This window comes from Paraburkholderia unamae (assembly GCF_003268775.1).
GTDB lineage: Bacteria > Pseudomonadota > Gammaproteobacteria > Burkholderiales > Burkholderiaceae > Paraburkholderia > Paraburkholderia unamae.
In genome coordinates this window covers 54,930-79,726 of sequence record NZ_QLSU01000019.1, presented here as the reverse complement: position 1 = coordinate 79,726, position 24,797 = coordinate 54,930, and the positions used below count along the sequence as shown (strand labels likewise).

Here is a 24,797-nt window from a genome sequence, read left to right as displayed (position 1 = left end):
CTTGAGCCTAGAGGCGCCCCGAACGTTGTGCCCAAGGATGGCGCGCCACGCCGTGACGGGCTTACTCAGCTTTCCTATGCTTTTGTAGAGATGGGCACCTTGAAGCAAAACTCCCTCCGCAAGTCCGTCCCGGTTAATTGCGATTGTATCCGTGCTCCCGAGACGCGAGCACTTCCTTCCAGTGGCTCTCCCGGCGCGCAATCTCCTCGCTCGTCGATTGGATATCCGCTATCTCAAGGAGAGAAAAGCTAAAGTCGTTGCGGCGTTCGGGACCGGCCAGGCCAAGTTCCTTCGCGAGGGCGACATTGTTGCCGTGACCGTTTGCGACGTAGCTCGACCAGCGCTGCCATATGCCGTGCTCGCCGTCTGCCTTACCAACATACAATTTGCCGTTGCTGGTATCGGTGATAAGGTAAATGCCCTTGACGTTCGACAGCGCCGTCCGCCAGGACTCGATATCTTGCGAGATGATGATATCGAGTTGCGCCTTTCACAGGTTGACCCTCTTGAAGCCAGGAAACCGACCGTAGCTGACTCGCTCAGGCAGCAGCTCCGCAAGCTCAAGATCGTCCTCGAGCGTCTCGCCGCGGACATAACTTGCGCGCTCTTTATACGCACTTTTCACGTAGAGGCGACCTACGTATTCATCGGCGCTCGCGATCCACCGCAGGTCGTAGATGAAGTGGGGCTTCGGCTCTTCAATCGCCTTCGTACCCTTGACTTCGAAGAGCCCGGCATACAGCCACCTGGCTCCGCCTGCATCGATCATCGACACGACGAATCGTCGCGAGAAATTCCTTCGGCTTTGCCAAGCCTGCCAATTGTCGAAATCTCCTGCGATAAAGACGTCCATAGGCCGTTCCCGGCCATTAAATCTGGCGAGGTGAGTCTTGGCACCCATCGGCGTGAAGCCTGGTTCCCACTTTCTCAAAAGCTCGTATAGGTGCATAGTTGCCAGCGATTATTAGAAGGTCTTATCTAGTGAGTGCCCAAGATGACGGGGCAGGTTTCCGAACCCTCATCGTAAAATGCGCCCGTCGATGATTGCAGGAAGATGACTGCCCAAGCGGAATTAGGCATTTACGCGATTACGAACGTTCTGCACTACCGCGCAGGCGCCCTTCATCTGTGTGACGGTTGGCGCGGTTCGGCGCGATGCAGGTTTTTTCGGCGGCCTCTTATTGCGACGGCGCCCGAGAAGTCCGAAAGGACTGAAATGAGCCAGCCGGCGCATGCTGAACGCGCGCGGCCCCGGCTAACGGCTGCCAACGTGGGTGTCAAGCGCTCGCCGAGCTGAGCCACACGACAACGTTAGACAGAGCTGAACGTCATGTGCAGATCCGCCCTTGGCGGCGGAATGCGCACAAATTGCTTCATTAGTCCGTCAACAGAACAACCTGTTGCAAAGTCTCTTGAAGCGATATTGTTCCCGTTAAGGGTTCAGGAACGATCGAGGACCGCCTCGCGCAACGCAAACGACTGGAGATGGCGCTGCGGGAAACCATCGCTAGTTTGCGATTCTATCCCGCAGTGTTCACCTCACCATGCGCGGCATCAATTCACTCTGGCAAGCAGGGAGAATGCCGTCACTCAGAGCTAACGCCGCCGCCATGGCCGCGCGACTATCGCGGCGAGCGTACAGCGCATACGCAAGTCAACTCGATGCATCATGCCTCATGACGCCCTTCATCTGCGCCATGAACCATGGGGGAGTTCGAATTCGCGACGCGCAGCCGCCAGCGCTCCTTGCAGGCCGTCGCGATCGAACGGAATGCAGTACGCGGGTTTGGCACGCTCGAAACGCCAGCTCTCGCTCAGCGCACCCACGTCGACTGTATCGAATCCGTAGCGATCCAGAAGCCGGGTGACAAGCAGCTTTGCCTCTTCTTCGTCCCCTGCAATCGGTAGCGCACGTCGCCCACGTGCGCCCGCTACCGCCCCCGTGGTCTCGATGTCTTTCGCGAGTATCGCGTTGAACGCCTTGACAACGCGTGCTCCCGTGAAGTGATGCGCAACCATGCCGGATGTCGTGTTCGCCCGCTGGTCCAGTTCCTCGATCTGGGCATCCCGCTCCGGATAGTAGTTGCACGTATCGATCACTACTTTTGTTTCCAGCAGTCGCGGGGACAAATCCCATACGTTGCGCAACGGTACGGCCAGCACGACGATATCCCCGAACGCCACGGCCTCTTCGACAGTCCCAATTTCGCACCCAATCCCAGATTTCGTACTGCCTAGCGTTGCGGGTCCGCGCGAATTGCTGACCATCGCGACGTCGCCATGCGTTTTCGCCAGCGCAGCAAGTGCACGGCCAATATATCCGGCGCCAATTATCCCAATCTTCATGTTGCTATCCTCGTCTCGGCCTGGGCCGGTCAGGTTGAATGGTCGAAAGCCTTCGTGAAAAAGATCTGCTTCAGACTGACTAGCTTAGTCGATTCGATCTGCGCGTGGACCTACCAAGGCAGCTGACATACGCTGCGCGCATCGCTGCCATGCCGGGCGAATGCTATCGGGCAATGGCACGGCCCCCTATCCTTCTGCAAGTTACTCCGCCATTGGTGCCGCCGCGTATCGAACCGGTACGCGTCTGGATTTCAAACCCTTGCTCCCAGGACAGCGCGTACTGCGTCCGCGAATACGAACATGCTCGATCAATCCCTCCCGGAAACCTTCACGTTGGCCAACGCCGTGCTTGGCCGCGTGCGCTGGCTGCTCGACGAGGCCGTGCTTGCCGTTGTGCGCTCGTGCTGCATCGCGGGCGAACTCGACTCGCAACGTTTGGACGAATACCAGCCGGCAAGCTATGAAATTGCATTCGCAAGCGCGGAACTGCTCGCCGCCGAAACAAGTTGCGCTCCGCAGGCGAATGCCACCGAGCTGGATGCGCGCCTGAGCCTCGCGTTTGCGGCTGAAGCGATCGGCAGCGTGCTGAGCCGTCTCGACACGCTCTATGTCGACCTCGGCATTCCGCCTACGGACCTTCATGCGCAAATGCAGAGCATCGACCTCGTGAGGCTGCGACACGTGGCGGCCCGCAGCGACGCCCTCGTGGACCTCGGGGAATGCGTCGCACAGGCCGATGATATTGCCCGGATCGCAAAGCCCGAAGACGTCGCGATGGCGCAAGATGCCTTCCGCCGCTTCGCGGAAGAAGTCGTCGCGCCGCTCGCCGAGCGCATTCACCGGGAAGACGAGACCATCCCGAACGAGATTCTCGACGGGATGCGCGCGATGGGCGCGTTCGGCTTATCCATTCCTGCCGCGTATGGCGGGAGTGCTAGCTCGACAGGCGACGACACGCAAATGATGGTTGCGGTGACGGAAGTGCTTGCACAAGCCTCTCTCGCCGCGGCCGGCAGCCTGATTACCCGCCCGGAGATACTGTCGCGTGCACTACTGAGCGGCGGCACCGACGAGCAAAAGCGGGCCTGGCTGCCCCCCATTGCATCCGGCGAAACGCTGTGCGCCATTGCGATCACGGAACCCGATTTTGGCTCCGATGTCGCGGCGCTGACGCTGAAAGGCACGCGGGTCGAGGGAGGATGGCGGCTCGACGGCGCGAAAACCTGGTGCACGTTCGCAGGCATGGCGAATCTGCTGATGGTCGTCACGCGCACCGATCCGGACAAACGCAGCGGCCATCGGGGCCTGAGCATCATGCTGGTCGAGAAGCCTTCTTTCGACGCTCACGCATTCGAGTACGTGCAGCCAGAAGGCGGGCGGCTCGACGGGCGCGCGATTCCGACCATCGGCTATCGCGGCATGCACTCATTCGACCTTCATTTCGAAAACTACTTCGTTCCTGACACTCACGTGCTCGGCGGCGAGGCCGGTCTTGGCAGAGGTTTCTACTACACCATGGCCGGAATGACTGGCGGCCGCATGCAAACCGCTGCCCGCGCGACTGGCGTGATGCGCGCGGCACTCGATGCCGCCATTCGGTACGCAGCCGACCGCAAGGTCTTCGGCGCACCGCTGAGCGAGTTCCCCCTGACACGCCTGAAAATCGCCCGCATGGCCGCGCGCTACGCTGCCTGCCGCAAACTCACCTACGCGATTGCGGCGCGTCTCGAACGCGGCGGCTCGCAGATGGAAGCGAGTCTCGTCAAGTTGATCGCCTGTCGCTCGGCCGAGAGTGTCACACGCGAAGCTTTGCAGATTCACGGCGGTATGGGCTATGCGGAGGAGTCCGCGGTGAGCCGCTATTTCGTCGACGCGCGCGTGCTCTCTATTTTCGAGGGCGCCGAAGAAACGCTTGCGCTCAAGGTGATCGCCCGCGCACTGTACGACGATGCGTTCGCGCGCCTGACTTCGAAAAGAGAGGCGCAGCATGCTGGCTGACACCATCCTGCAAGGCATGCGTATCATCGAGGCGTCGGCCTTTGTCGCCGCGCCGCTTGGCGGCATGACACTAGCTCAACTGGGCGCAGAGGTAATCCGGATCGACCCACTCGGCGGCGGCCTGGACCACCGCCGGTGGCCTGTCGCCAAAGACGGCACGAGCCTGTTCTGGTGCGGGCTCAACAAGGCCAAGAAGTCGGTGACGATCGATATCGCATCGGACGCGGGGCGCGAGTTGGCCACCGCACTCATCACGGCGCCAGGGCCCGATGCCGGCGTGCTGCTCACGAACTTTCCGGCACGCGGTTTTCTCGATTACGAGACGTTGCGCGCGCATCGAACCGACCTTATCCAGCTAACGATCATGGGTGACCGTCATGGTCGTTCGGCAGTCGACTACACGGTTAATCCGCGCATGGGCATCCCCTATCTCACCGGGCCCGCCAGCAACGTCACCGCACCGCCGGCAGCCTGCAATCACATGCTCCCCGCCTGGGACCTCATTGCCGGCAACCTCGCCGCGACCGGCATCCTCGCGGCGGAACGCACGCGGCGCAAAACAGGCGCGGGCCAGCATGTCCGCCTCGCGCTCGAAGATACGGCACTCGCTGTCATGGGCCATCTAGGCCTGATCGCCGAAGCCCAGCTTGGCATGAGCCGCGAAGCACTGGGCAACGACCTCTTCGGCGCCTTCGGCCGCGATTTCGTCAGCGCCGACGGCGAGCGCGTCATGATCGTCGCATTGACAGGGAGGCAATGGAAATCGCTATGCGAGGCGACAGGACTGTCGCCCGCTATCGCAGCGCTGGAGCGCACGCGAGGCGTAGACCTCCGTCGCGAGGGCGAACGCTTCAAGGCACGCGCGGACATCGCCAGCTTGATCGAGCCGTGGATCGCCGCGCGAGCGTTCGCTGACATTGCCGCGCACTTCGATGCACACGGCGTGTGCTGGAGCCGTTATCAGACTGTACAGCAACTGGTACGTGACGATCCGGAATGCTCGACACGCAATCCACTGTTCACCGCTCTCGCGCAACCCGGCGTCGGCGAGTTGCTGGCGCCCGGCTTGCCGCTTGCCTTTTCGGGTTTCGAGCGTGCACCGGCAAAGTCGGCGCCACAACTCGGCGAACACACGGAACAGGTACTTTCCGAAATACTCGGCCTGAATACGGCCCAACTGGGTGCGCTATACGAGCGCAAAGTGATCGGACGCGCCGCTCGCGCTGACAACTGAGCCATGACGCCAACCCTGGACAATTGTGGCGACGTCCACACGCTGCCCGACCTCACGCCCTGGCTGCGCGATGGCGATACGATCATGTGGGGACAGGCATGCGCCGAGCCCCGCACCCTCACGCGCGCGCTCGTTGCCCAGCGCAGCGCCTTCCGGCGGCTGAACCTGTTGCTAGGCATCGACGTGGGTGGCACGCTGCAACCCGCTCACGCCGATCACTTTTCCTTCCTGAGCTATTGTGGTGCGGGCGGTAACCGCGCGCTAGCGCAAGCGGGCCTGCTCGACATTTTGCCTTCCCCGTACTCGCTGTTGCAGCGAGACCTCGCGCGCCGCAATGTGCGCGTGGACGTGGTGCTGCTACAGGTGTCGGCGCCGGACCGCGACGGCCGCTACCGTCTCGGGCACGCCTACGACCTGCTCGCAGAAGCCTTGCGCCACGCACGCGTCGTGATTGCGGAAGTTCACCCCGCGGTGCCCCGCACACGCGGGACCTGCGCATTACGACGCGAACAGATCGATCTGCTCGTCCCGGCGCAGGAAGCACCGCTCGAAATGACTCCGCCCGTGCCTTCGGCGATCGAAGAACAGATCGCGCATCATGTGGCGAGCCTCATCGAGGACCGCGCAACCTTGCAGGTGGGTCTGGGCGGTGTTGCCGAAGCAACACTGCGTCTTCTGTGCGACCGCAGAGGCCTTGGGTTTCATTCGGGCATTGCGGGTGATGCATTGGTCGACCTCGTCGAAGCGGGCGCCCTCACCAACGCTTTCAAACGCCGCGATACAGGCGTCAGCGTGGCTGGACTGTTGATGGGCTCGCGTCGTTTGAGCCGCTTTGCCGACGACAATCCGGCGCTCGAATTGCGCGGCACGCAAGACACACATGGTGCGGAGGTTTTGCGTGCGCTGCCGCGTTTCACCGCGATCAATTCGGCCATCGAAGTCGATCTCACCGGTCAGGCGAACGCCGAAGTCGCCAACAGCATGTATCTCGGCGCCGTTGGCGGCGCGCCCGATTTCCTGCGTGCCGCGCACGCGAGCGAAGGTGGCCTGCCGATCATCGCCTTGCGCGCCACCGCTGGCACCCGTTCGCGCATCGTCGCTTCGCTCTCCGGGCCGGTCAGCACCGCGCGCTGCGATGCGGGTGTCATGGTGACTGAACACGGCATCGCCGATCTGCGCGGCTGCGGCCTCGCGCAACGCATGCGCCGCATGATCGCCATTGCGGCGCCCGAGCATCGCGAGGAACTCGAGCGCAAGGCCTCCACCTTGTTCTGATCTGTGTCGATCCTGGCCGCGAGAACGCCGGCCAGGCGTCGTTAAAAGCGATGCCGGATGGCGAATCGCACCGCCGCCTGATGCGACGTGGACGACGGACTGATCACGTTGATCGCCGCGACGGCCGGTTTGCCGTCCGATTGCGTGCCCGACGCGGTCTGATAGACCGCCGTGAAGTACACATCGGTGCGTTTGGAGAGCAGGTAATCGGCCGCGATATCGACCTGGTTATAGGCCGCGCCCTGCTTGCCCGCCACCGAACTGCCGGTCATGCGGGCAAACTGTGCGGCGGTGAGGAGCGCCGGCGTCCATTGGTACTTCAGCGCGATGGCGAAATTATTGAACGTCACCGACCCGCTGAGACCGGCTGGATTGAGGACGCCCACCACCCCGCTCATGTCCTTGAACGTGACATGCGACCAGGTGCCCGACACCGTCGTCGCAGCGATTGTGTATGACACTGCCGCAGCCGCATTCTGCTGCTCAGCAGCCGATGCGAACCCGCGCGTGGCAACCGAAGCCATGTTGTTGGTCGCAGCCGTCGCACCTGCGACGCTCGTTCCATAGAAAGACACGTTGGGGTCGTGCAGGTCCGTGAACGACACGCCCACGCGCAACGGGCCACGCGTATAGCCTGCGCCAACTCCCCAGGCCTCATTGCGCGAGAAGTCGCCCGCGACGCCGCCGGGCGAATACAATCCGCCAAACGTAAAGCCGCCGTAGTCCGCGCTCAGATACTTGATGACATTGTTCAGGCGATTGCCGATCGCGAAGTTATCCATGTCGCCGACGGTCGCCGTGATATACCCGCCGTACAACGCCGCGAAGCCGAGCGGCCCGACGAAGTCGACCGCAGAGTCGAACTGCCGCCCGAACAGCAGCGAGCCGTAGCGGTCGCTGGCGAGCCCAACGAAGGCCTGCCGGCCGAACATCAGCCCTCCCTGCCCCAGTTTTCCGCTGTTCACGTCGAAGCCGTTTTCGAGCGTCATGACGGCCTTGAGGCCGCCGCCGAGATCCTCCACGCCGCGAAAACCGAAGCGGCTACCGCTCAGCACGCCGCTTGCCATGTAGTACTGACGATTTCCGCCCGAGTTGCTATTGAAGATGATCCCTTCGTCGACGATGCCGTAAAGCGTTACGCTGCTTTGCGCATGCGCGGCACCCGTGATGCAGGAGGTCGCGCCCAGTGCGCACAGCGTCCATACCGCTCGTTTCATTGCGTCTGTCTCCAGTCTGTTTGTGATTTATGCGCGTCGTACGCGGCCTCGCCGCACGATGCGTAGAGACGACTATAAGGAGCCGGGCGGCTCCGCAGTAGGAGTGACAGGACATGCCAGCCATACGCCAATAGCATGACTGAGGCAGAAAATGGTCTGGCCGATATCCTCGGCGCAAGCGCGGTCCGAACAGCGGCGCCCCCCCCTTTTCTGGTTATCCGACACAGTGGGTCAAGCAGGAGATTCACCGTATTTCAGGGAAATTCCCTATGCCTGCGCGGATGCTTCAGGAGCGGACCCGGATAACCAGACAGGTTCGGCATAGACACGCCCTCGCACAGCAGCTAGCATCTCTCCATTCGATCAGAGATACGATTTTGCTATGACTACATCCACGATCCCGTTGATGAATCAGTCCATTGACTGCGAGGTGCTCAGGGTCTTCTGCAAAGTCGCCGAGCTGGAGAACTTCTCGCGCGCCGCCGTGCAACTGGAAATGGCGCAGCCCGTGGTGACACGGAAGATGAAACGACTCGAAGAAGACCTTGGCGTCGAGTTGTTCGTGCGTACGAATCGAGGCTGCCAGCTCACGCAGCCAGGCAAGCTGCTGGCCGCCAAGGCCAGCGGCATTCTGATAGAGCTGGCGCAATTGCGCGAGGAAGTCATGCATTCCGCCGAGGACGTGACCGGCTCGCTGGCCATCGGCATGACGCATACGGCGGGTTCGCTGCTGGCCGCACAGGTTGTCTCGACGATCGCTTCCCACTGGCCACGGTTGCACGTGAGCCTCACGCAGGACGTGAGCCGCGTGCTCGTCGCGCAGTTGCTCAACAACGAGTTGTCGCTCGCCGTGCTGTTCGATCCGCCCACCGACTCGCGACTCGTCGCCGTGCCGTTGCTGATGGAGCGCCTCTGCCTGGTGGGCAAGCCTGGCTCGCCGCTTCTCGACATCGAGCACCCCACGATCGCCGACCTGGTTGGCGCACCACTAATCCTGCCCACGCGCGGGCAGGCCGTGCGGCAACTCGTGGAAGAAGCCTTCGCCGAAATCGATACGCCGCTGCAACCGATCTACGAGACGAACAGCACCGTGCTGCTGAATTCACTGGCCGCGCAAGGACTGGGCTACACGTTGCTCACATACGGTACGGTGGCGCCCGATGTCGCGGCCGGCCGCGTCGCGGCGCGCCCGCTCGACCAGCCCGGCATGTCGATCTGTCTCACGCTGGCCACCACACGCGAGCATCACAGGCTCAAGACGGTGCGCTTTGTTTCGGAGTTGATCCAGAGGGAGATCCGCCGGCTTGCACAAGGCGGCTTCTGGCAAGGCTCGCCGACGGTCGTACGCAGTTAGCGGGCGCGCCGCGCCGATAGCCTTATCGGGCGTGCCAAGCGGCACGCCCGGCGATCGCCCGTCTCCACCCAGCGCGGCCTCGGCCTCAAACCTTGAAGCGATACTCCGCCAACCCCGGCACTTCGACCCGTGCCGCGAACACGCAACCGGCGTGCGGCTCGAGCGCGAAATCGCTTGCGCTCATGCCGTCGTTGCGCGTGGTGATGTAAAGCGTACGCGCGTCGCTGTCGCCGAAAGAGACGGAGGTGGGCCGGCGGGTGGGCAGCATAACGACCTGGTCGAGCGCTCCCGCCGGTGTATAGCGTGCAACCCGCGAGCGATGCACTTCCGCGATCCACACGCAGCCGTCGGCGTCGGTCGCGCAACCATCAGGCTTGGCGCCGGTGCCCGCGTAGTCGACCAGCAAACGACGGGCGCCCACTCTGCCCGCATCTGCATCGAAGTCGTATACCCAAAGCTGCCCCGGACGCGAATCTGCAAAGAACATCTGGCGCTCGTCAGGACTCCAGCGCAGGCCATTGGCGAGAATGACGCCGTCTGCCTCCCGCGTCGCGACGTGCCCCTCGAAACGGTAGATGCCGCCTATTGGCCGTTGCAGTTCAACATCGTAGGTCCCGGTCCAGAACCGGCCCCGCGAATCGCATGCGCCATCGTTATAGCGTTCGGTTTCGCCAATGATCGCCGATGCTTCGAATGGTGTGTAATCCTCACTGTCGTAGTGCCCGAATGCGAAGCCTCGCGTGAAGGAAAACAGCAGGCGGCCGTCCTCGACCAGCGTCACGCGGGCACAACGAAACGGCAGCGGCTTCGAGGTGACCGCGCCGCTCGCCCCGTCACCGCGAAAAAGCCGTTTGCCGATCAGGTCGATCCAGTACAGCGCGTTCTCGTCGGGGTGCCAGAGCGGCCCCTCTCCAAGACGCGTCTCGCAGCGAAATGCGACGTCGGCGCTGGTTTCCTTGATATCCCCCTTCATCGCGCCCTCCCCAGAATAAGCGCGCTCTTGTGCCCGCCGCCGCCCCCGCTCGTGACGAGGCAGTGCTTCGCGTTTTCCACCTGCGCGCTCGACTGCCCACGCATCTGACGCACCCCCTCGATCACGAGGTTGAGTCCATGTAGATAGGCCTCCGACAACAAGCCGCCCGAGGTGTTGACCGGCAGGCGTCCGTTCGGCCCCACTCCGCCGGACTGAATGAATGCCGCCGTCTCCGCGCGACGGCAAAAGCCATAGTCCTCAAGTGCCATCGGGATCAGCCCGGTGAACGCGTCATAGATCTGGGCCACGTCGATGTCGCCGGGCGTGAGGCCGGTCTGCGCATACAGTGCGCGCGCCACTTCCCGCGAATTGATCGTCGCGTAGTTTTCAATCGGCATGTTATGCGAGCCCATCGGTCCGAGCGTCCAGCGCGGTCCGCTTGCCTGGGCCGCACCGAGGATCGGCACCGCAGGGCCGGAAAGCTTCTCCGCAAGTTCCGCCGATGTTACGATCACGGCGCAAGCGCCGTCGGTTTCGAGGCAGCAGTCGAACAGCCTGAACGGGTCGGCCACCATGCGCGCGGCGAAGTAGTCGGCGTGCGTCATCGGCCGGCCGTGCATCACAGCGCGCGGGTTGCGCTGCGCATTCGCGCGGATGGTCACGGCGAGATCCGCGAGATGGTCTGCGTTTGCACCCGATTCCTCAAGATATCGCCGATACACCAGCGCCATCATCATGCCGGGCGACATCAGCCCGAACGGCGCGACGTAGGACCCCCACATCGGGCGCGCGCGGTACTCGCCGTAGCGCTCGTATTGCCCCTGGCAGATCGACCGGTACGCCACCGCAAACTGGCACTGCCCGGTCGCCACCGCCTGCGCGGCCAGCATGACGGAGGCCGAACAGCCCCCGCCTCCGCCCCCCCAGACCAGCGACGAGAAGCGCAGTTCCGGCGCCGCGAGTGCGGCCTGCACCATCACCGGCTCATGGCGTTCGAATCCGAACGACGCGTAGCCGTCGATCTGATGCGGCGCGATGCCCGCGTCACGCGCAGCATGCCGGATGGCCTGTAGGCAGAGTTCGAACTCCGAGTGCTCGTTATGGCCGCCGCGCCTCGCGTATGCGGTTTCGCCCACGCCGACGATGCACGGCCGCAAGCGCGAAGGCGTGTCTCGTGTCGGAAAGCTCATGATTGCACTCCTCGCGGTTGCGCCGAAGGCACGTCGTCACGCCTGCGAAAGCGCGGCACGACGCAACCATCGTCGACCGTTTCCCAGACCACTCGAACCGGCAACCCGATGCGAAGGTCCTGCGGCGCGACATCGACGATATTGGTGACGAGACGCACGTCGTCTGCGTCGTCGAGCAGCACCACAGCGACGTTGTACGCGCCGTGACCCTTGAGCGCGGAATGCGTCGGATGATGGCTGACCGTATAGGTGTAGACGGTGCCGTTGCCGCTGACCTCCTGCCAGCCAAGCTGCGTCGATGCGCAGTGCGGGCAGGCGGGCATGGGCGGATGCGAAAAGCGGCCGCACGCGTCGCAGTGCCGGATTGTCAGCGCGCCGCGCTTGCAAGCGTCCCAGAACGGCGCATCGTCGCGCGTAGGCTGCGGCGTGGGCATGCCTGCCGGTAAATAAGCCATGATGTGTCTCCTTTGCCATGTCATGCGGGGGATCGCGCGGTCATGCGCAACCCTGTCGAGCCGACTATAGGCAAGCCGGAGCGCGCGCAGTAGCAGCGCCGACGCATAACGGAGATGTCATGGCGACATACCAGTGCGCGGCCCATGCTCGCGTCCGGCACACCGGCCACCGCCTTGCTGCCCCTGTTTACCCTGATCCGCGTCTCGCTCCTCCCCGAGCAATCACCAGGCATTGCAGGCGGGCGGCCTGTCCGGTCGCCCACGACGCCCCATTTGCGCAGTCATACTGTTTGCGCATGGCTGCGATAGGCGCGCGGTCCTACCCGCGTCAACACGGCGCTCTTATATTGCAATTGCACTGACCCCTGAGCGAATAACATGCAACTCGACATTCCTTACCAAGAGCGCGTACTCGGCCAATTTCTTACCGACGCGGCGCGGCGCCACGGCAACAAGCCGTTCCTCACCGTAGACGGCCGCACCTGGACCTTTTCCGAGGCATACGAAGAAAGTCAGGCCGTCGCGCGTGGCCTGAGAAAGCTGGGAGTCAAGCGGCACGATCCCGTCATGGTCATGCTCGACAACTCCGCCGAGTTCGTCTTCTCATGGTTCGCGCTCGGCCTGCTGGGCGCGGTCTGCGTGCCGATCAACACGGCCTATACGGGCGACATGCTCGCTTACGTCACCTGCGACGTGAAAGCCCGCATCGTCATCACCAGCGCGGCGCTCGTACGCGCCTTCGCCGACCTCGCTCCCGCGCAGCGCGGTGAGCTTTCGACGTTCATCGTGTGCGGCGACGACGGCCCCATCGCGGGTCTGGAAACTCTCGGGTGGCAAGGCTTGCGCATCGCGGAGGGTGAGACTGTCCTCGATCCGACGCAACCGCACGACCCCGCGTTCATCTGCTACACGTCGGGCACAACAGGTCCGTCCAAAGGCGTGATCCTGCCGCACGCGGTGGCGTTCCAGACGGCACAGAGCTTCATCGCGGCCGTCGGCATGAAGCCGGACGACGTCGTGTTCTCGCCGCTGCCGCTCTTTCACGGCATGTCGCGCACGATGGCCACGCTGCCCGCGCTCGTACTTGGCGCGCAGGTCCACCTCGCCCCACGCTTCAGTGCGACGACCTTCTGGCAGGACGTACGCCGTGCGCGCGCCACCATCAGCACCACAATCTTCACGATCCCGCCGATCCTCAAGCACAAGCCCTCTTCGCCCGACGATCGCGCGCACCAGGTTCGGGTGATGTTCAACGCCCATCACGATGAAGCATTCGAAGCACGCTTTGGCGTGCGGCTGGTCGAAGCGCATGCCATGACCGAGACCGGCATGACGGTCTTCACACCATTTCCCGAGCGCAAATTCGGCGCGACCGGCAAACCCGGCCCCGACTGGGAAGTGCAGCTCGTCGACGCGAACGACCGGCCCGTGCCGACCGGCGAAACCGGCGAGCTCGTGCTGCGCCCGCGCACGGCTGGCATCATCATGCACGGCTATCTGAACAAGCCCGACGCAACGGCCTGCGCGTTCGGCAATCTTTGGTTCCACACCGGCGACATGATGCGCGCGGACGCGCAGGGGTATCTCTACTTCGCGGGCCGCAAGAAGGAGCGCATTCGTCGACGCGGCGAGAACATTTCGGCATACGAAGTGGAGACGATCGCGACCCAGCATCCGGAACTCGTCGAATGCGCGGTGCTGGGCGTACCCGCGGGCGACCACGAAGACGACGTCTATCTGGTTGGCGTGCTCAAGGAGCGTACCGACCTGAACGCCGAGGCGTTGTTCGACTGGCTGAGCGCACGCTTGCCGCGCTTCATGGTGCCGCGCTATATCGAATTCCGCGCGTCGTTGCCGAAGACGGGCTCCGCGAAGATCGAACGCCATACGCTGCTGGCAACCGTGCCGGCGACCGGCGCGTGGGACAGCGTGAAAGCAAGAGCGAACACGAGATAACTCCTTACCCCGCTACGTTCTGGACACCATGATCCTCACTATCGAAGAAGCTCGGGCATTGCTCGCTGGTGCATTGCGCAAGACCGGCTACGACGCCGAAGAGATCCGCATCATCAGCGATCATTTGATCGACTGCGAACTACGCGGTCTTTCGTTTGGCGGGTTGCCTCGCGCGCTGTCGGTCATCGAGCGCACGCTCGCTGCACCCGTGCCACGGCGGCCCATTACAGTCGTCAAGGAATCGGCAGTATCGGCGTCGATCGATGGCGGCGACCACGTCGGCTACCTCGTCGCGCAGCGCGCCACCGACATTGCCATCGTCAAGGCGCGCGAATCCGGCATCGCCATGGTGGGTGCACACGAAACCTGGTACACCGGCATGTTCTCGTGGTATCTGGAACAGGTCACGGCGGCTGGCTTTGTCGGCATGGTTGCCGGCAGCGGCGGCCCGCGTGTCGCGCCGCATGGCGGCACCGAAGGCCGTTTCTCCACCAACCCGATCGCGTTCGGCTTTCCGTCCTCCGGCCATCCGGTGATCTGGGATATCGGCACTTCGGCCGTCATGCTCGGCGAAGTGGTGCTGCGCGAGCGCCTGGGCGAGCTCTTGCCCGAAGGGCTGGCATTCGCGCCGGATGGCTCGCCTACACGCGATCCGTCCGCCGCGCTGGCTGGCGCTTTCACGGTCTGGGGCGGACATAAGGGCTCGGGGCTGGCAATGGTCGTACAGCTGCTCGGCATGCTGGCGGGCGCCCCCGCCGCGCCAGAGAAGCTGCGCGACTGCGGCTTCTTCCTGCTGGTCCTCGACCCGGCCGCGCTCACCTCGCCCGCGGCGTTCAAGGGCAAGGTCGACGGGTTTGCCGAAAGTCTTCGCGACACACGCCCGCTCGATCCGCAACAACTGGTGCGTGTGCCATTCGAGCGCTCGGCGCGCGAGCGCGAAGCGCGCCGCGTGCGCAACCAGATCGATGTCGCCGATGCGGTCTATCTGGCACTCACTGCGTTCGCACAAGACGCCAACCCGGCCGGGACACGTCCATGAGCGCTCTCGATTGAAGCTTGCACGCTATCGCGTGCAGACGGACACTACTTCTATTAAAAATACGGAGACATCATGCAGCACACCCTTCCCGGCGGTCCGCTCCGCGGTCCAGTCGAACCCGCCGACATCGTCTATCGGAAGATCGCTTTGCGCATCGTTCCGCTGCTATTCCTTTGCTACATGCTGAACTACATGGACCGAGTGAACGTCGGCTACGCACAGTTGCAGATGAAGCACGCATTGGCGTTCTCTGATGCAATCTATGGACTCGGCGCCAGCATTTTCTTCGTCGGGTATTTCCTGTTTGAAGTACCGAGCAATCTTTTGCTACACCGGATCGGCGCGCGCAAAACGCTGCTGCGGATCATGCTGGGCTGGGGACTGCTCTCGGCCGCGACCGCGTTCGTAAGAACGCCTACCCACTTCTACGTGGCGCGCTTCTTTCTTGGCGTATTCGAAGCGGGCCTTTTCCCCGGCATCATTCTTTACCTGACCTACTGGTTTCCTGTGGCGCGGCGCGCGCGTGTCGTTTCCCTGTTCATGATCGCGACGGCAGCGGCCGGTCTGGTCGGCGGCCCGCTGTCCGGCTGGATACTGCAAAACATGAACGGCGTGTCCGGCATGGGCGGCTGGCAATGGATGTTTCTGATCGAAGGGCTGCCGAGTAGCGTGCTCGGGATCGTGTGCTTCCTCTACCTCGTCGATTCCCCCGACAAGGCTAAATGGCTCACGCCCGCCGAAAGCGCAATGGTGATACGCGACGTTAATGAATCGCTGGCAGGCGCCCAAGCGAAGACGAATGCACAGCGCTCCGCATTCGCCGACCCCAAGGTCTATCTGCTGAGCTTCGTGCTCTACACCATGCTGTGCGGATCGTACGGACTGACCTTCTGGTTGCCGACGGTAATACGCGAACTGGGCGTCTCGAACCTTCAGAAAGTCGGCCTGTACGCCATGCTTCCCGAAGCGCTCGCCTGTGTCTCGACCGTGCTTTATAGCCGCCACTCGGACCGCTATCTCGAGCGCCGCTGGCACTTCGTGATAGCCGCGCTGGTTGCAGCCGCAGCGCTGAGCGCCGCGTCTCTGTTTTCGACAAGCCTGCCCGGCACGCTCACGCTATTCGCTATCGCCCGTGCCGCAATTGTGTCCTCATTGCCCGTGTTCTGGGCAATGTCGACGGCGCTGCTCTCCGAGCGTTCCAGTGTCGCAGGCATTGCGGTGATCTCAAGCCTCTCGAATCTTTCTGGCATGACCGCACCCTATCTGTTCGGCGTGATTCGCTCGACAACAGGCAGTCTATCGCTCGGGCTTTACATTATCTCGGGCCTCATCGTACTGGCAGCAGTCTGCGTGCTCGCGCGCGTCCCGCGCGCAAGCACCATGGACAGGTTGACTGTCGAGCCCGATCCCACCCGCGTGTAACCCCACCGGTGTCGCGACCAGTATGCTCTCGCTACCGGTGAAGCAGCGGTTGGCCAAAATCAGCGCGCTGGCCAGGATGGAGGCAGCGGGTTCGGAATGACCGGGGCACCGATATCGAACAATGAAGAAGAGAAATACCGGTTGCCACGCGAACTGGAGGGTCTCGTCCTGACAGCCGGACAAATCCTTAAAGCACTCGGCGAGCAGGAGTACGCCTACGAAGTCGACAAGGTCTTCGTGCGGGCGGTAGATGATCCTCGATACGTCGGGATGTCCCCTTTCAGGGCGCACCGGTTTGGTCCGCCGCTAGAACTGGTCGGAGACAACGGCAAGTTGCCCTTTACGTGGGTCTATCTCGGGATGGACAGCCTGGTCGCAGCCTGGGAAAGCCAGTTGGTACTGAACAATCGGGGCGCCGGGACCGGATTTCACGTCACCCGGAAGGTTCACGCTTCACCGATCAAGGCGCCCGCCCTCTTCCGCCCATCGGCGTCGAACAGTAGCCGACTGTGTGGAATCAGTAAACGCGGCGCCACGTGGTTGCGATCGCAGTTTGAAGCGCTGGTCCGCGCGAGACTCGCGAACCAGGCTCAATCACGGACTCGCTATATTATTGAGTGGGCTGGTCAGCTAGCCGAAGACTCTCGTGAACGGACTTCACACCGTCAACATTCCTCGCCGCCTGAACCGCGAGAGGAATCTGACCTGATTGCTGGACCACTCCGGACAGGATGATGTTACCGTCAGTAGCCTTGACGAATACTCCAGTCGCGTCCAGTCCCTTCACATGCGAAAGAGCCTTCACGACCTTTTTTGACAGAACCCGGTTTGCGGCGCGCATGGCCTTTGGTGATGCCGGTGCCGATGCCAGCTCACCATTCGAACTGCCACTTTCTGGCTGTCCTGTCTGCGCAATCGCATTCAACGCGAAGAACAAGCACAACAGTGCAACGCCTCTCACTGCAATCCTATGCATATCTGCTCCGATGTATGTTTGTCAGGCTACTTGCGGGACCTTCGACCAGTTGGATCGGTGTCGTCCCATGCGACTGCCAATAAGCGATGGCTAGAATTTTGTTTGCATCCCCATCGAAACGCCAGTGATGCCGGAACTCCCCGGGTTCAGCTTCAGCACGGCCAGATTCGTTGGATCGGCCTTGTAGGCACCTGAAAAGTGATTTCGATCGGCCTCCACGTAAAGCTCGGTTCGCTTGGAGAGAAAGTATTCGCCAATTACGTATGCAGTCTGCTTGTGCCCGCTGGCACCCTCTACGTTGCCAAGGTTGCTGGCAATGTCGTCGTAGTATGCAGCGGTAACCACAATTGCCGGGGTGATTTGCCAGACGATGCCGCCTTGAGGGACGTCGTCGCGCCGTTGTGAGGGGTTTTTCGCGGAACCGCTGACCGTCAGGGCCAGGTAACTCAGATAGGCGCGCACGGGTCCAATCTGCCACGAACCTCCTGCATAGTAGTTCTGCGCCACCTGGCTTGCGTCCGCGTTGTACGTGCGCTGGTACCCGATACCGGCCTGTATGGGTCCGGTACCGTAGCTCGCTGTCACCGAGTAATTGGACCCAGCGCGCTGACTTCCCGCGACACCGCCAAATGAATAGCTGGCGCTCAGCTTTGCCCCTCCAATACCGTTCGTGTATTTCACGGAGTTGTTAAAGCGGCTGTCAAGTGTGAAGTAGTTCACGCCGAGAAGTGCATCCGGCACTATCGCCGGATCCGCACCACCGATCTCCGAGGGGTCCAGATGAATGGCGAGATCGTCAAGTGAACTGAACTGCCGTCCCATCGTGAGACGCCCGTAGGTTCCATCCATGCCGACATAGGCCGCCCGTGACCAAAGCACATTACTCGTTGCCAGCGAGCCGTTCGATGAATTGAAACCGTTCTCCAACCGGAAAATTATCTTCACGCCATCACCAATGTCCTCGGTGCCAGTCAGGCCGAAGCGGTTCGGTGCGAGGATGTTGGAGTATTCGACCGTTGCCCCTCCTTTTGTTCCGTTCACCCATCTGATACCTCCCCCGACGAGCCCAAAAACCGTCACACTTGATTGTGCGTGAGCAAGATTCGTGGCACTCGCGAGCAGGATTACCATCGACATCCGTTTCATTTGTACACCTATGTATTAGTAATAATATTGGCCAAAACAAAACGCTTTCGAATATCCGTGCGGGACGGCCGGCCCCGCACGCAAGTTCTCAAAAGCGGTCTCCTGGACGCCTGTCTCCACGGCGCCTCGTCTTCTTAACCAACTTCACCCCATCTCGGGGGGACTTCACACCTCAACAACCTGAGAAACCGGGGAACTTCCGAACCATATGTTCCGCTTCCGCTTCGGCCTCCGACGGTTCCGAATACGCCCTCTGCGCTGAGATAGTGCGTCGTCGGGCGGCCTGGGAGCAATGACTGTCAGCGATCACCATGAACACGTCGAGAGCCACTAATACTCCAATGACATATCGCCGTAATCCGGGCACCACCCGTCGCCCATTCCGGCACTATTCCCGCCTTCCGCGCAAAACGGTGACACTTGATGCGATTGTGATGGAAATGAACATGCGTCCACGCAAGACACTCGGATGGCGCACACCGGCAGAAGCTTTTATTGAGAACTGCAAAAAGCAGGGTATTGAAATTGACCCCGCTGTTGCACTTGTTCCTTGAAACCGCCGGGTAATTCTTCAGTTCACGTCGAAGAATTTTCCCGACCGGGGATTTCGGCAGACTGTCGACAAACACGATTTGCCGCGGCACCGTGTATGCAGCAAGCTCATTTCGGCAATATGTGAGCACGGTCGAGTCAGTTAAAGTCACCTCGTCGCGGACAATAGATGCCCTGACCGCCTCATCGGTTCCGGTATCCGGTACGCCGACGACCGCGAACTCGACCACTCCTGGCAGGCCATTCAAGACTGCCTCGACTTCGTACGGGTAGACATTAAAACCGGAAACCAGCACCATATCCTTCTTCCGGTCGCAGATCCGGACGTACCCGCTTTCGTCGATCACGCCGATGCCACCGGTCCGGAAATATCCATCCTCAGTGAACGCGACAGCGGTCGCTTCGACCCGATTCCAGTAACCACGCATGACCTGCGGGCCCTTGACGTATTTCCCTCCCTTCCATATTCACGCTGTCCAACAAGACGGCATCCCATACCTTCAAGTTCGGCGCGCAGCGTGAACAGCTCTGTCACGTTGACGATCGAGGGCACTACGTTCACTGAAAAAACAGTTATCTTTACTAGCTGGCACCATTGACTGCTGCATCAATAGCCCGATCATGCCAGGTGGCGAGGAGTTTCTAGAGTATGATGCGATGACATGTCGCGTTCATCCGATGTCTGGGCAACGCGAAGTGCTGCCGGATACCGGCGGCCATGGTAGCGCGATTTCGTCTTCTTCATGCCCGCTCTCACGTCACCGCCTCGCCAATGTGATAGAGCTATGCTGCGTTTGCAACAGCGCTTCCAGGCGCTTCGGCGATATTCAATCGCCGGGACGCCACACACTACCTTTGGGCCGTTCCCGCATTTCTTTTTGCGCAAGCAGGCCACTTAATTAGTCGCCTTCCTTAAGCGCAAATTCCGCAAGGTGCCCCGACGGATTGACGTCGCGGCCCGGGTCGACAGGCAGGCGCAAACCGAAGTGCCGCCACAAGATGTCCGAGACGAGTTCATACGCCGATCCAATACGAAGCACGCGCATATTTTCGAAGTCGATGCCCGTCGACGAGCGACCGTAGTGATGAAACGGCCGCAGCCCATAGTCGAGATGGATATCGGCGATTGCGCGCACTTCGGGTTGAATGTCTTCATAGCGGAATTTCGTACCGGTCCCCGTGAGGTTGGCTGATGATCCAAAAATCGGCACGCATTCTTCGCGCGCCAGCCGTCCGACTTCGCGGTGCACGGGACCGCCATTGACCAGCATGCCGAGCATGCCGCGCGCCGTGCTGGCCTTAAGCAACTCCGGATCGACCTTCTGAATGAGCGGATGGTCCGTGCGATAGGGCGCGACTACACCCAGCGGCAGGTTGTAGTCCTGCGTGATGCAATCGATCATGTCCTGACGGCGTTGATCGAGAATATGGAGTTCGCGCTGGCCCTGCATATCGACAGTCATCGCGTGACGTTTGTGGCCGCCACGCTGCTTCGTATCGAAGATCTTCTGCATCGCGGCCGGCGAACCGCCGAAAATGCCATAGCCCACGGTGTTCGCACAAATGGCGATGCCGCCTTTTTTAAGCACGTCGAACAGGCGTCGCGCGTCAGCCTTGGTGTCGACACGCGACGGAATGGTCGGGGTGAATTCCTCGATGATGTCCAAGTTGAGTCTCCGTATTTGGGTAGGTTGGAGTGAGTGCCCGATAAAGGGCGGGCAAGAATCGTGATTCAGTCAGGTCGGCTCGCCGATGGCTTGAGGGATGTCCCATATCCAGGGTCTGGCCTTTCGATCGGCGGCCTGGAAGGCTCGGATCCGCGCCTCAAGCTTGAGCGTCAAGCCAATCGCATCGAGGCCTTCGAGCATCATGGTTCGCTCATTGGCGGGGACCTTGAAGGTAATGCGTGTGCGATCCATGCGAATGACTTCGCATGCTTCGAGATCGACCGTGAGAACCAGGTGCCCCGACTCGGCCTCATGCGCCAGGCGATCGACCTGGTCTTTTGCAAGCTCGATCGGCAACACGCCATTGCGAAAGCAGTTGTTCCGAAAGATCGCGCCAAACGACGGCGCGATAATGCCGCGCAATCCAAATTGTCGGACCGCCCATACCGCCGGTTCGCGCGAGGATCCACTGCCGAAGTTCGCATCGGCGATCAAGAAGCAGGCTTGGCGAAATGGCGCGCGATTGAGCACGAAGTCCGGGTTCTCGACACGCGACCCCGCCGGGCCGGGCAGATAACGCCATGGCGCGAGCAATTTGGCGCCGTAGCCATCTTTGCCGGTGCCGGTGATTTCGCGCGACGGGATCAGCAGGTCGGTATCGATGTTGGCCCGCATAAGCGGGGCGGCAATACCGGTGACCTTGACGAAGCTTTCCATGGGTTCTTAGCTCAACAGGGGGCGTGGATCGGCGATGCAACCGGCAATCGCTGACGCAGCGACGGTTGCAGGGCTCGCGAGGTGTGATCGGACACCGGGCCCTTGGCGGCCCTCGAAATTCCGATTCGTGCTTGTGATGACACGGCGCGCGGGGATCCCTTGCTGGTCGAAGTTGTCACCGCCCGCGTAAAAGCAGAGCGAGCAGCCGCTTTCGCGCCATTCAAAGCCGGCCTCGCGGAAGATGCGGTCAAGGCCTTCGGCCTCCGCTTGCCGCTTGACCTCGGTCGAGCCCGGAACGACAAGGGCCTTGACACCTTCTGCGACCTTGCGACCATTGACGATTTGCGCAGCGGCACGCAGATCGGGCAGACGGCTATTCGTACAGGAGCCGATAAAAGCCGCATCGATCGGCTGACCGAGGATGGGCTGGCCGCGTCGCAACGCCATATAGACAAGCGCACGGTCGGCCTCGGCGCTCAACGAGGTGGTCACGACGCCATCGATCGCGCAGACCTGGCCGGGATCCGTGCCCCACGTGACCTGCGGGGAGAGCGCGCTGCAATCGAGTTCAAGCTCGGCATCCCACTGTGCGCCTTCATCGGAGTGCAGCGTGCGCCAGTGTCGCACCGCGGCGTCCCACGATGCCCCGTACGGTGCGAACGGACGCCCGTCAAGCCACTCGAACGTCGTCTCGTCGGGTGCGATCAGGCCTGTCCAGGCGCCGAATTCGACAGCCATATTGCAGACCGTCAAGCGTCCCTCGACGTCCAATGCACGAATCGCGTCCCCCGCGAATTCGATCACGTGGCCGGCCCCGCCTGTCGCACCATATTTACCGATCAGCGCAAGCACGAGATCCTTTGCGGTGACGCCTGCCTGCAAGCGCCCCTTGAAGTCGATCCGCATCATCCTGGGTCGGCTACGCGCCAGGGTCTGCGTGGCGACGGCGTGTTCACCTTCACTGGTGCCTATGCCCCATGCGAGCGCGCCAATGCCGCCATTCGTGCACGTGTGACTGTCGCAGCACACGAGCGTGCTACCGGGCAAGGCAATGCCTTGCTCGGGCGCCACGACATGCGAAATGCCTTGCCGCGCATCGCCGATGTCGAACAGACGCACGCCGCGTTGCAACGACGCTGCGCGGAATTCACGGATGAAGTTGATGCCACCCTTCAGCAGGGTCTCGTCACCGCGCCCGGGATGCGTGTCGATGATGTGATCCATCGTGCCAAACACGAGTTCGCGATTCGACATCTCACGGCCCGCGGCGTGGAGCCCCGCGTACACCGTGGGCCCGGCGCGATCGTGGAGGAACACGCGGTCGATGTGCAACAGCGTCTGGCCGCTATCGAACTCGGCGACGGCATGGGCGTCCCAGATCTTTTCGATGATCGTACGGGGCTTGGCGTGCATCGCGGCGCTCATCATGCGTGCTCGGCCGAATTCGCTTGCAGATCGGCAAGCAATTGCTTTTCCAACGCAAAAACCTCGTCGAATCCGGCAAGCTTGCGGACCTCGTCGAATGAGGTTTGGCGTGTGCCGGGGCCGCCCGCATAACCATTCGTTTTGACGGACTCGAGCACGTCGCGCATGCCGGCGATCGCGGCGAAGACCAACGTGCCGGGGAGGCTCACACGCGCGATGCCCATGGCCTGCATCTCGGCGAACGTGAAATGATCGGGCGATTTGCCGCCCTCCACGACGTTGATGGCGACCGGACCCTCGATACGTTTGACGGCTTGCGCGGCCAACGCCTTGTCCGTCATGCCTTCTACGAAGATCATCGTGGCGCCTGCCGCCAGATAGGCGTTGCCGCGCCGCACGACTTCATCGATGCCGCCGATGGCGAGTGCATCGGTGCGTGCGTTGATGACGAAGTCGCTATCAATGCGCGCCTGTGCGCAGGCGTGAATTTTCGCCACAGCTTCTTCGATCGGCACGATGGTCTTGCCGTCCAGATGCCCGCAACGTTTGGGCATCACCTGGTCTTCGATATTGACGCCGGCGCAGCCCACGCGTTCGAACGCGCGCACAGCGTACCAGGCGTTGACAGCGTTGCCGAAGCCCGTGTCGCCATCGGCCATGACGGGCAAGTCGACGGCGTCGACAATGACACGTGTGGCGGCGACCATGTCCGACATCGACAGGAAGCTGTAATCTGGAAGCCCGAGCCGGCTGACGGAAATGCCATAGCCCGAGCACTGCACCGCGTGGAATCCTGCTTGTTCGATGATTCGAGCCGACAGCGGATCGAATGCGCCCGGCATCACGAGCAGATCCGGCGATTCGATCAGTTGCTTGAGGCGAGTGGTTTTGCGCATGGTTTCTCCTTTGCTGGACGCTACTGTGCGGCCACGCTCAGGCTCGATCAATGCAACCACTGGTCCTATTGGTCTCATGAAGAGGCCGCAGCGCACCGATCGCGGTGCGACACATCAGCATGCAAAGCATTTTTTACGGGGAACACGCGCGGATGTACAATTTTGGGATGGCTGACTTGGCACCGCCGGTTCCGCGCTACCACCAACTGCGCCTTATCCTGGCCCAACGTATCCGTGAGGGCCGGTACAGCGACGCGTTCAGCATGCCAGGCGAGCGTGAACTTGCGCTCGAATTTGGGGTGGCGCGCGTGACGGTCCGCGCCGCGCTCAAGCGGCTTGAAGAAGAGGGGTTGGTCGTGCGCTTGAGGGGCCGCGGCACACTGGCGGTCGAGCGGCCCGAGAATCAGCCCACGACGGCGTTGCGCGGCGGCCCGCTCGATAATCTTGCGTCCATGAGTCGGCGTACGAAGGCCAAGGTGCTCGATATGGCATGGATACCCGCGCCGCCCCATGTCGCGAGCGCGCTGCGTATAGCGACACATGAGCGAACGTTGAAGGTCACGCGGATCCGCACGTTCAAGCGGCAGCCGATTTCCTATTCCGAAGTCTTCGTGCCGCGTGCCCTTGCTCGGGACATGACGCGTCAAGCGCTCAACGACGATCCCGTGTTTGTCTTGCTGGAGAATCAGGGCGTCAGGATCGCGAGCGCGGAGCAGACGATCCATGCCGTGAACGCCACGCCCGAGGCCGCCGAAGCGCTGGGCTTACCTGAAGGCACCGCGCTGCTGAAGATCGCGCGGACCTATCTCGATGAAGCGGGGACGCCGACGCATTATCTGAGTGCGTTGTTTCATCCGACGCGATATGAGCAACACATGCGCTTGTCGAGGACAGGTCGTGAGACGCGGCTTTGGGTCACGAACGACGAGCGTGGAGAAATCGTCGAAACGCCGGACTAA

At 61.9% G+C, this 24,797-nt stretch carries 22 protein-coding genes and 2 pseudogenes; 9 read left to right on the top strand and 15 right to left on the bottom strand.

All coding sequences use genetic code 11. From position 1 onward, the window contains the following. Positions 1–133 precede the first annotated feature (133 nt). The 4 genes from C7401_RS27570 to C7401_RS45675 form a co-directional block, all read right to left on the bottom strand. Complete coding sequence (locus C7401_RS27570) at positions 134–418, bottom strand: GIY-YIG nuclease family protein (RefSeq protein WP_258397273.1); 285 nt, start codon at positions 416–418, stop codon at positions 134–136. A gap of 72 nt (positions 419–490) precedes the next feature. Beyond that, positions 491–853, bottom strand: a complete 363-nt coding sequence (locus C7401_RS27565; protein ID WP_112174596.1) for a hypothetical protein — start codon at positions 851–853, stop codon at positions 491–493. Positions 854–1,686: 833 nt separating this feature from the next. Continuing rightward, positions 1,687–2,346, bottom strand: coding sequence for an NADPH-dependent F420 reductase (locus tag C7401_RS27555; RefSeq protein WP_112174594.1), 660 nt, complete (start codon positions 2,344–2,346; stop codon positions 1,687–1,689). Positions 2,347–2,547: 201 nt separating this feature from the next. After that, the gene (locus tag C7401_RS45675) at positions 2,548–2,988 is read right to left on the bottom strand and encodes a hypothetical protein (RefSeq protein WP_258397269.1); all 441 of its coding nucleotides are present in this window, start codon (positions 2,986–2,988) and stop codon (positions 2,548–2,550) included. A gap of 39 nt (positions 2,989–3,027) precedes the next feature. On the opposite strand from C7401_RS45675, the gene C7401_RS27550 reads away from it, so the two are divergent. The 3 genes from C7401_RS27550 to C7401_RS27540 are packed head-to-tail and all read left to right on the top strand — an operon-like array spanning position 3,028 to position 6,853. Then, positions 3,028–4,344, top strand: a complete 1,317-nt coding sequence (locus tag C7401_RS27550) for an acyl-CoA dehydrogenase family protein (RefSeq protein WP_258397268.1) — start codon at positions 3,028–3,030, stop codon at positions 4,342–4,344. Further along, entirely contained in the window at positions 4,334–5,578 is a 1,245-nt protein-coding gene (locus C7401_RS27545) for a CoA transferase (protein WP_112174592.1), read from the top strand. Before C7401_RS27550 ends, C7401_RS27545 begins: the two co-directional genes overlap by 11 nt. A 3-nt stretch (positions 5,579–5,581) precedes the next feature. Continuing rightward, positions 5,582–6,853, top strand: a complete 1,272-nt coding sequence (locus C7401_RS27540; protein ID WP_112174591.1) for an acetyl-CoA hydrolase/transferase family protein — start codon at positions 5,582–5,584, stop codon at positions 6,851–6,853. 41 nt (positions 6,854–6,894) lie between these two features. On the opposite strand, the gene C7401_RS27535 is transcribed toward C7401_RS27540, so the two are convergent. Further along, entirely contained in the window at positions 6,895–8,070 is a 1,176-nt protein-coding gene (locus C7401_RS27535) for a porin (RefSeq protein WP_112174590.1), read from the bottom strand. Between the two features lie 406 nt (positions 8,071–8,476). Between C7401_RS27535 and C7401_RS27530 the strand changes: the two genes are divergently transcribed. Continuing rightward, positions 8,477–9,424 (top strand): LysR family transcriptional regulator, encoded by a 948-nt coding sequence (locus C7401_RS27530; RefSeq protein ID WP_224043265.1) that lies wholly within the window; start codon positions 8,477–8,479, stop codon positions 9,422–9,424. A gap of 85 nt (positions 9,425–9,509) precedes the next feature. Here C7401_RS27530 and C7401_RS27525 read toward each other — a convergent pair whose 3' ends face one another. Genes C7401_RS27525 through C7401_RS27515 form a run of 3 tightly spaced genes read right to left on the bottom strand, consistent with a single transcriptional unit; the run spans position 9,510 to position 12,042 of the window. Beyond that, positions 9,510–10,397, bottom strand: a complete 888-nt coding sequence (locus C7401_RS27525; RefSeq protein ID WP_112174588.1) for an SMP-30/gluconolactonase/LRE family protein — start codon at positions 10,395–10,397, stop codon at positions 9,510–9,512. After that, entirely contained in the window at positions 10,394–11,587 is a 1,194-nt protein-coding gene (locus C7401_RS27520; protein ID WP_112174587.1) for a thiolase C-terminal domain-containing protein, read from the bottom strand. The genes C7401_RS27525 and C7401_RS27520 overlap by 4 nt, the downstream gene beginning before the upstream one ends. Further along, positions 11,584–12,042 (bottom strand): Zn-ribbon domain-containing OB-fold protein, encoded by a 459-nt coding sequence (locus tag C7401_RS27515; RefSeq protein ID WP_181565705.1) that lies wholly within the window; start codon positions 12,040–12,042, stop codon positions 11,584–11,586. The genes C7401_RS27520 and C7401_RS27515 overlap by 4 nt, the downstream gene beginning before the upstream one ends. Positions 12,043–12,420: 378 nt before the next feature. On the opposite strand from C7401_RS27515, the gene C7401_RS27510 reads away from it, so the two are divergent. The 3 genes from C7401_RS27510 to C7401_RS27500 all read left to right on the top strand — a co-directional run bounded on the left by C7401_RS27510 (position 12,421) and on the right by C7401_RS27500 (position 16,459). After that, positions 12,421–13,998, top strand: coding sequence for an AMP-binding protein (locus C7401_RS27510; protein WP_112174585.1), 1,578 nt, complete (start codon positions 12,421–12,423; stop codon positions 13,996–13,998). Positions 13,999–14,026: 28 nt separating this feature from the next. Continuing rightward, on the top strand, positions 14,027–15,037 hold the full coding sequence (locus C7401_RS27505; protein WP_112174584.1) for an Ldh family oxidoreductase: 1,011 nt from the start codon (positions 14,027–14,029) through the stop codon (positions 15,035–15,037). Positions 15,038–15,109: 72 nt separating this feature from the next. Further along, a complete protein-coding gene (locus C7401_RS27500) occupies positions 15,110–16,459 on the top strand; it encodes an MFS transporter (RefSeq protein WP_112174583.1) in 1,350 nt (449 codons plus the stop codon). A 610-nt stretch (positions 16,460–17,069) separates the two neighbouring features. Here the strand turns inward: C7401_RS27500 and C7401_RS46130 are convergent. Further along, positions 17,070–17,300, bottom strand: a complete 231-nt coding sequence (locus C7401_RS46130) for a BON domain-containing protein (protein WP_373864461.1) — start codon at positions 17,298–17,300, stop codon at positions 17,070–17,072. Positions 17,301–17,525: 225 nt separating this feature from the next. Beyond that, complete coding sequence (locus tag C7401_RS27490; RefSeq protein WP_112174581.1) at positions 17,526–18,581, bottom strand: porin; 1,056 nt, start codon at positions 18,579–18,581, stop codon at positions 17,526–17,528. 419 nt (positions 18,582–19,000) lie between these two features. On the opposite strand from C7401_RS27490, the pseudogene C7401_RS46285 reads away from it, so the two are divergent. Then, positions 19,001–19,135: pseudogene (locus tag C7401_RS46285) on the top strand (IS30 family transposase); the annotation flags it as partial. 96 nt (positions 19,136–19,231) lie between these two features. Here the strand turns inward: C7401_RS46285 and C7401_RS46280 are convergent. The 5 genes and pseudogenes from C7401_RS46280 to C7401_RS27460 all read right to left on the bottom strand — a co-directional run. Further along, positions 19,232–19,432: pseudogene (locus C7401_RS46280) on the bottom strand (AMP-binding enzyme); the annotation flags it as partial. Between the two features lie 600 nt (positions 19,433–20,032). Continuing rightward, the gene (locus C7401_RS27475) at positions 20,033–20,800 is read right to left on the bottom strand and encodes a Sua5/YciO/YrdC/YwlC family protein (protein WP_258397266.1); all 768 of its coding nucleotides are present in this window, start codon (positions 20,798–20,800) and stop codon (positions 20,033–20,035) included. Positions 20,801–20,869: 69 nt separating this feature from the next. Next, positions 20,870–21,517, bottom strand: a complete 648-nt coding sequence (gene leuD, locus C7401_RS27470) for a 3-isopropylmalate dehydratase small subunit (RefSeq protein WP_112174580.1) — start codon at positions 21,515–21,517, stop codon at positions 20,870–20,872. Positions 21,518–21,523: 6 nt separating this feature from the next. Beyond that, the gene (locus C7401_RS27465) at positions 21,524–22,945 is read right to left on the bottom strand and encodes a 3-isopropylmalate dehydratase large subunit (protein ID WP_309252002.1); all 1,422 of its coding nucleotides are present in this window, start codon (positions 22,943–22,945) and stop codon (positions 21,524–21,526) included. Beyond that, entirely contained in the window at positions 22,942–23,898 is a 957-nt protein-coding gene (locus C7401_RS27460; RefSeq protein ID WP_220092860.1) for an isocitrate lyase/PEP mutase family protein, read from the bottom strand. Before C7401_RS27460 ends, C7401_RS27465 begins: the two co-directional genes overlap by 4 nt. A gap of 59 nt (positions 23,899–23,957) precedes the next feature. Here C7401_RS27460 and C7401_RS27455 point away from each other — a divergent pair, with 59 nt between their 5' ends. Then, positions 23,958–24,797, top strand: coding sequence for a GntR family transcriptional regulator (locus C7401_RS27455; protein ID WP_112174578.1), 840 nt, complete (start codon positions 23,958–23,960; stop codon positions 24,795–24,797).